The organism is Ginsengibacter sp. (assembly GCF_057362405.1).
The window spans coordinates 1-6,451 of sequence record NZ_JBMQQG010000057.1 but is presented as its reverse complement, the minus strand read 5'-3'; the positions used below and the strand labels follow the sequence as shown (position 1 = coordinate 6,451).

Sequence of the window (6,451 nt, the reverse complement as noted above, 5' to 3'; positions counted from 1 at the left end):
TAAAGAAGATTTTGATATAAAAGTGTTTTGTGATGTTACCTGTGAATAGAGGTGATTGCCATCGGCCGATACATTATCAAAGTACAAATCACGCTCTTTCAATATCACTTTTTCAATTTCATTAGATACACGTGCAATGTCATTGGTATAAATCAACTCTTTCCATTCAAATAAAATATTTGTTTTGGGAAACCGGATATATAAATGCCAAAAATGATTTTGTTTTGAGGCGATCCAGTTAATGTTACCTGTGAAAAAAGGCATGAAGGTCTGGTTGCTGTCTGCTATGTTAATTTTCAGTTTGGGTTTGTAATCAAACTGGTCAAAAATATCTTTATAAACTCCTTCACTCAACCATGTATCCCTGATAAAAATTTCTGCTGCAGGATAAGAACTGCTTATATTGGGATAAATGTCTTTGTTCGTTTCATAATCTGCATTTATCATTTTCAATGCAGTTGCAATTTTCTTATAATCTTTTTTTGCTGCGTCTATGAGTAGCTGTTGTCTTAAGCCAAACCGAACCTGTTTTACACCAACTCCTTCAAGATTTTCTAACAGGTTATATAGGTAACCGGGGGATACAATACCTCCTTTAAAATTTATTTTAAATTGAAAAGCGTGTCGCATATTCTTTAATTTATAACCAACCCAAATTCCTTAAAGGCTCTCGGAAAGTTTCTGTTTTCATGACCAGGCCTCGTCAATTTCATTAGTGAAAATCTTTTGAGATTACTTAATGATTTCCATTGAAGCAAGGAAATTTTCCAGTTATATTTTGCAAGTTCCTGTTGCAAATAGAAAGGGATTTCATCGGTATGTATCCATTCGGGGTCCGGATCGATTGGCAAATCAGTGGCTTCTTTCCCACTATATTTACAAACTAACTGTTGCAAATAATTTCGATAAAACTTAAGCTCTGCCGGTTTATCGCAATCCATTTCACACAAAATGTTTTTCTCATCAGGACTGAACTTACTCCATTCTTTTAATTTCAATTTAATACCACATGCATCTAATTTAAATCGAACCATCATGGGTATGCAACGAATACCGTCTTCCACAAAATCTTTTTCAAATTGAAAATACGCAACGTGATTATTGCCTTTTTCCATGATAACATTATGATCAATTTCAGTAGCTGTTTCTTTAATCATTAGTAACTCTTATTTTTAGATTTAATGCGTGGTTATTTAATTCCCGTTCCAGGATAGCTTTAACTTCGGGCCGGCAACTACCACATCCCATGCCGGCGCCTGAAAGCTGGCACAATTGAACGAGATCTTTACAGCCTTCATTTATTTTATTGGTAATATTTCCGTCTCCTATACCGGCGCAACTGCAGACAAGTTTTCCGACTACAGGTTCTGCTTTTTTGCCGCTCCTTAACAACTGCAATCGTTTTTCACTAAGCTCAATTTTATTTTCTATCAAATCCCTGAATTCAAGAAACTCCGTTTTATCTCCAATTAATATAGCCCCCACCAAACGATCGTTATGAATGATACATTTTTTATAATAGCATTTTGCTTTGTCAATAAAAACCACTTCTTCATACGTTGGGTCATCGGGTGTCTCTGCGAGCCCAAGTGAACAAACATCGGCGCCATGCATTTTTAAAATATTCATCAACAGCGAACCGCTATAATATTTTGAAATATCTCCGCTTAAATGTTTTGCGACAATAGCTGCCTGTTGTTCTGCGGCGGCTGTAATGCCATACAAGAAGCCTTTAAACTCAGCCACTTCACCGATAGCGTATACAGAGGGATCGTTAGTTTGCAGGTATTCATCCACCAGTACACCCCGGTTGCATGTTAAGCCCGCTGACCTGGCAATCTCAATATTAGGAACCGTGCCAACCGCAATAACGATGGACTGGCAATCAATAGTTACCCCACTTTTTAAACGGATTCCTTCAATTGTTTCTATTCCTAAAAATCTTTCAACTTCATCATTATAGTAAATCTGTATTCCTTTATCAGTCAACACTTCGTGTAGCAACTGGCTTCCCAGCGGATCCAGTTGCCTGTCCATCAGGCGGGATATACGCTGTATAATGGTCACCTCGACATTTACCTCGTGAAGCGAAGCCGCTAGTTCAATACCTAATAACCCTCCGCCTATTATAATCACTTTTCCCTTTGATGGATCAATATGATGTTTAAACTTATCTGCATCAACCCTGTTTCGCATAGTAAAGATGCCATGCAATTGGGGCACGTCTTTCAACATGGCAGCCCGGCTGCCTGTAGCCACTATAAGTACATCGTAAGTATGTATTTTGCCATCACTATCAAAAAGCAATTTTTGTTCTCTGTCAATTTTTTCTATACTAACGCCGCGGTGTAAACGTAAATTAAAATCAAATTCTTCTTCCGCATTCATCTTCACCAGGTGCTCCCATTTTTGAGCCCCGCTTATATAATCGGGAAGCAATACCCTGTTATAAAATGGAAAGTTTTCCTTGCTGAATACAACTATTTCGTCTTCTTCATTCAGGGCACGATAACTTTTGATAAATCCAAAAGCCCCCGCGCCAGCTCCTATAATAGCAATTTTTTCTTTTTTCTTTTTATAAGAATTTACTTCTACAGCATTGAATTTAAAGTCAGGTTGTTTAGATTTAGGATCCAGCAGGTTATTGGTTAGATTGTTGGTCCGGTTCAGGTCACTATTGAGTATTTTGCCCCAATGCATAGGTAGAAACACTACCCCTTTTTTAATATCGGTTGAATATTTGGCTTTCACACGCACACAACCTCTTGCATTAGTTACTTCGGCCAATTCTCCGTCCCTGATATTTCTTTTTGCAGCATCATGCGGATGAATTTCTAAAAAGGATTCGCTGATGTGTTGGTTCAATTTATTAACCATGCCCGTTTTGCTCATCGTGTGCCACTGGTCGCGGATGCGGCCTGTTGTAAGGATCAGGGGATAGTTGGCATTAGGTTGCTCACTTTCATTGGCATCCTGAACAGAATGAATAATTGCTTTTTGGGAAGGGGTGTAAAATTTTTTATCAATGAATAACCTTGCAGTCCCATTATCCTTTGTTTGTTTTGGAAATGGCCATTGAACAGTACGCTTCAGCTTTAGGACATCATAACTCAGGCCGCTTATATCAATACGTGTTCCTTCAGTTAAAGCGCAATGTTCAGCATATATTTCGGCCGGATTCGTATAGTCGAATCCGTTATATCCCATCTTTTGTGCGAACCGGCAAATAATTTCTGCATCGGGCAGAGCCTCGCCGGGAGCCTGAATTATTTTATTCAAATAGCTGATGCGGCGATCCGCATTGGTCATCGTGCCTTCCTTTTCGCTCCAGGAGGCTGCAGGCAAAACCACATCCGCATATTTCAAAGTTTCAGATGTGTTACTTACTTCCTGTACTACCACAAATTTCGCTTTTCTTAGTCCTTCTTCTGCAATCCGTACATCCGGCATACTTACCAATGGATTGGTACATAAAATCCATATCGCTTTTAGTTGCCCATTGTTCAATGCATCAAACATTTCCGTAGCTGTCAAACCTGCTTTTGGCTGAATAGTCCCTAATGGTATTTGCCAAAATTTTTCTACGGCCACCCGGTCTTCAGTATCGGCTAAATTTCTATGAGCCGGGAGTAAATTAGATAAGCCGCCCACTTCTCTCCCACCCATTGCATTAGGTTGTCCCGTTAATGAAAATGGTCCGGCACCTGGCTTCCCAATCTGTCCTGTAATAAGATTTAGATTGATGATCGATAGATTTTTGTTAACACCAATTACACTCTGGTTCAGTCCCATCGTCCACAGGCTCATGAAACCTTTTGCATTGCCTATATACGATGCCACCAGACGGATATCTTTTTCTTTTAGCCCGCATATCATGGCAGCCTCCTCTACAGTTCGTTTGAAAACGTTCTTGGCATAATTTTCGAAACCTTCTGTGTGGTTCTGAATAAAATCAATATTGATATCTCCCTGCTCGATTAAACAACGACCGATAGCATGGTGCAGTACCACGTCTGTACCTGGATTTAATTGCAGGTGAACATTGGCAATTGAACAGGTTTGTGTTTTACGGGGATCACTTACAATTATTTTTAATGAAGGATTCTTTTCCCTCGCTGCTTCTATCCTTCTCCATAAAATCGGATGACACCATGCAGGATTGCCACCGGCAACAAAAATGCAATCAGCCTGTTCGAGGTCATCATAACTAACGGGAACACTATCTTCACCAAGACTCATTTTGTAAGCAACAACAGCACTGCTCATGCATAACCGGCTATTTGTATCAATATTATTACTTCCAATAAATCCTTTCATTAATTTATTTACAACATAATATTCTTCGGTTAAGCATTGTCCAGATGCATAAAAAGCTACTGAATCCGGGCCGTATTTTCCAATCAATGTTTTAAAAACAGCCGCGGTTCTTTCTAAAGCCACATCCCATGAAACCCGCAGCCTTGGTTGGTTTTTCCCATATCGCATTTCAGGGTACAGTATCCTGTTAGTTTGATCCATCACGGTATAATGCAGGTTCATTCCTTTGCTGCAGAGCATTCCTTTGTTTACCGGATGGTCTTTGTCGCCTTCTATGCGCAAGCTTCCATTTTTTTCTTTATGCACAATGATTCCGCAGCCCACGCCACAATAGCAGCAGGTTGTTTTATTTGTTTCATTTCCGGGAGGAGATATGTGTGTTATACTATTTTTAAAATCATTCAAAGTATGCTACAATTTTAATGACCGTATATATTTAAATCCATTTGTTATCCAGCTTTCATTTCAACCTCTTCAAAAATTTCTTCATCCTCCAGAGTAACAACCGCAACTTTCTTCGCAAGTGCAAATTTTGTAATCGAGACGATTAAAGAAACTCCAATCACCATAAAACCGATGTATTTAAAAGCCTGCACGTAAGTGATGGCTTCTGATTTGAATAAAAACCCAAACAGCATACCGCCCACATTACCGCCGGCGCCAACGATGCCACTTACCATACCTACATTTTTTTCATTGATAAAAGGAACGATGCCATACGTTGCGCCATTAGCCATTTTCAGAAATAAGGCAAAAGTCAGCATGGATAAAATGGCCATGCCCAGTGAGCCCGAGCTGGCAAAGAGTATAATTCCACATCCTTCCAGCAATAACATTCCGGCTAACAAAAAACCTTTACCGCGCAGGCCGCTTTTTTTGCCAATTTTATCTGAAGCAATACCGCCGAGCGCCCGGGCAAATATGTTCATGAAACCAAAAGCGCCGGCCCAAAAACCTGCTGCTTTCAGAGACAAGTGAAAAGTATCGGTGAAATGCAAGGCAGCTACACCGTCGAAAGTGATTTCCATCCCAAAGCATACCGCATAGGCTATGGCAAGCGACCAGATACGCCAGTCCGTAAGTACACTCCAGTCCGTTTTTTGTTCACTTTTTTTTATTCTCGGAATTTCATTAAAATTGCCTGCAGGAGTATCTTTGGTAAACCGGTAATATATAAATGCCATCGCCAACAGCATCAAACCAGGAACTATCATTGCATACCGCCATGCTTCTTCTTTTGTATAGCCAAAACCTACAATAACTGCAAATATCAACGGCATAACCATGTTGGTAACGCCACCTCCTAAATTGCCCCATCCGCCGGTGAAAGCATTGGCAGTGCCTTTTATATTGGAAGCGAACATTAAAGAAGTATGAAACTGTGTAATCACAAATGAAGCGCCTATAACGCCTATGGCTAAACGAAATAAAATAAAGCTTGTGTAGCTGTGTGCTAATCCCACAAGCATTACAGGTATGGCACCCAAAATCAAAAGAGCGGTATGTGTTTTACGAGGGCCCCAGATATCGGCTATCCTTCCAATAATTAAGCGGGCAATAATGGTTGCAGATACTGCCGCTATGATTGTATTACCAACCTGTGATTTTGTTAAGCCAAGGTCATGGCGGATCGTAGGCATTAACGGAGCTAAACCAAACCATCCAAAAAAACAGGCAAAGAAGGTAAGCCACGTAATGTGGAAGGTTCTCATTTGAACACCTTTGAAACTTAATACATTTAACTTAGTAAGTGGTTGATTGTTAACTAATGTAGACATGGGTAAATTATTTTAGCTTGAATATTTTTATTTCGATCATTTTTGAAGAATGATTATTTTAAAAGAAATCCTGGTTTAACGATGATCATAAGGTAACTCCAGGTACCGGTAAGCTTTGCTGTATTCGGAGTTATATTTTTTGCATACTCCATACTTTTATTTGCAACCATAAGGCTGAAGCCATATTCAAGCGTAGTTATCTTGTTGAGAGAATAATCTGTCACAAGGTCAAACTCACTTCCGAGGTATTTATTAAATGCGTTTCCACCTAAATCCTTTTCGTCTTTAGCCAGGCTAAAATGATGATAATCTAATTCGGCAATCAGGCGTTTACTGAGGCTCGTACACTTAATCTT

At 39.6% G+C, this 6,451-nt stretch carries 3 protein-coding genes and 2 pseudogenes; all 5 read right to left on the bottom strand.

Going from position 1 to position 6,451, the window contains the following annotated elements; genetic code table 11:
• Positions 1 to 630: pseudogene (locus tag ACO1O5_RS04970) on the bottom strand (rubredoxin); the annotation flags it as partial.
• A 5-nt stretch (positions 631 to 635) separates the two neighbouring features.
• Positions 636 to 1,157, bottom strand: coding sequence for a nitrate reductase associated protein (locus ACO1O5_RS04965; protein ID WP_486268733.1), 522 nt, complete (start codon positions 1,155 to 1,157; stop codon positions 636 to 638).
• Complete coding sequence (locus ACO1O5_RS04960; protein ID WP_486268732.1) at positions 1,150 to 4,722, bottom strand: molybdopterin-dependent oxidoreductase; 3,573 nt, start codon at positions 4,720 to 4,722, stop codon at positions 1,150 to 1,152. Before ACO1O5_RS04960 ends, ACO1O5_RS04965 begins: the two co-directional genes overlap by 8 nt.
• A gap of 44 nt (positions 4,723 to 4,766) precedes the next feature.
• Entirely contained in the window at positions 4,767 to 6,095 is a 1,329-nt protein-coding gene (locus ACO1O5_RS04955) for an MFS transporter (RefSeq protein ID WP_486268731.1), read from the bottom strand.
• Positions 6,096 to 6,148: 53 nt separating this feature from the next.
• Positions 6,149 to 6,451, bottom strand: a pseudogene (locus ACO1O5_RS04950) (alginate export family protein); the annotation flags it as partial.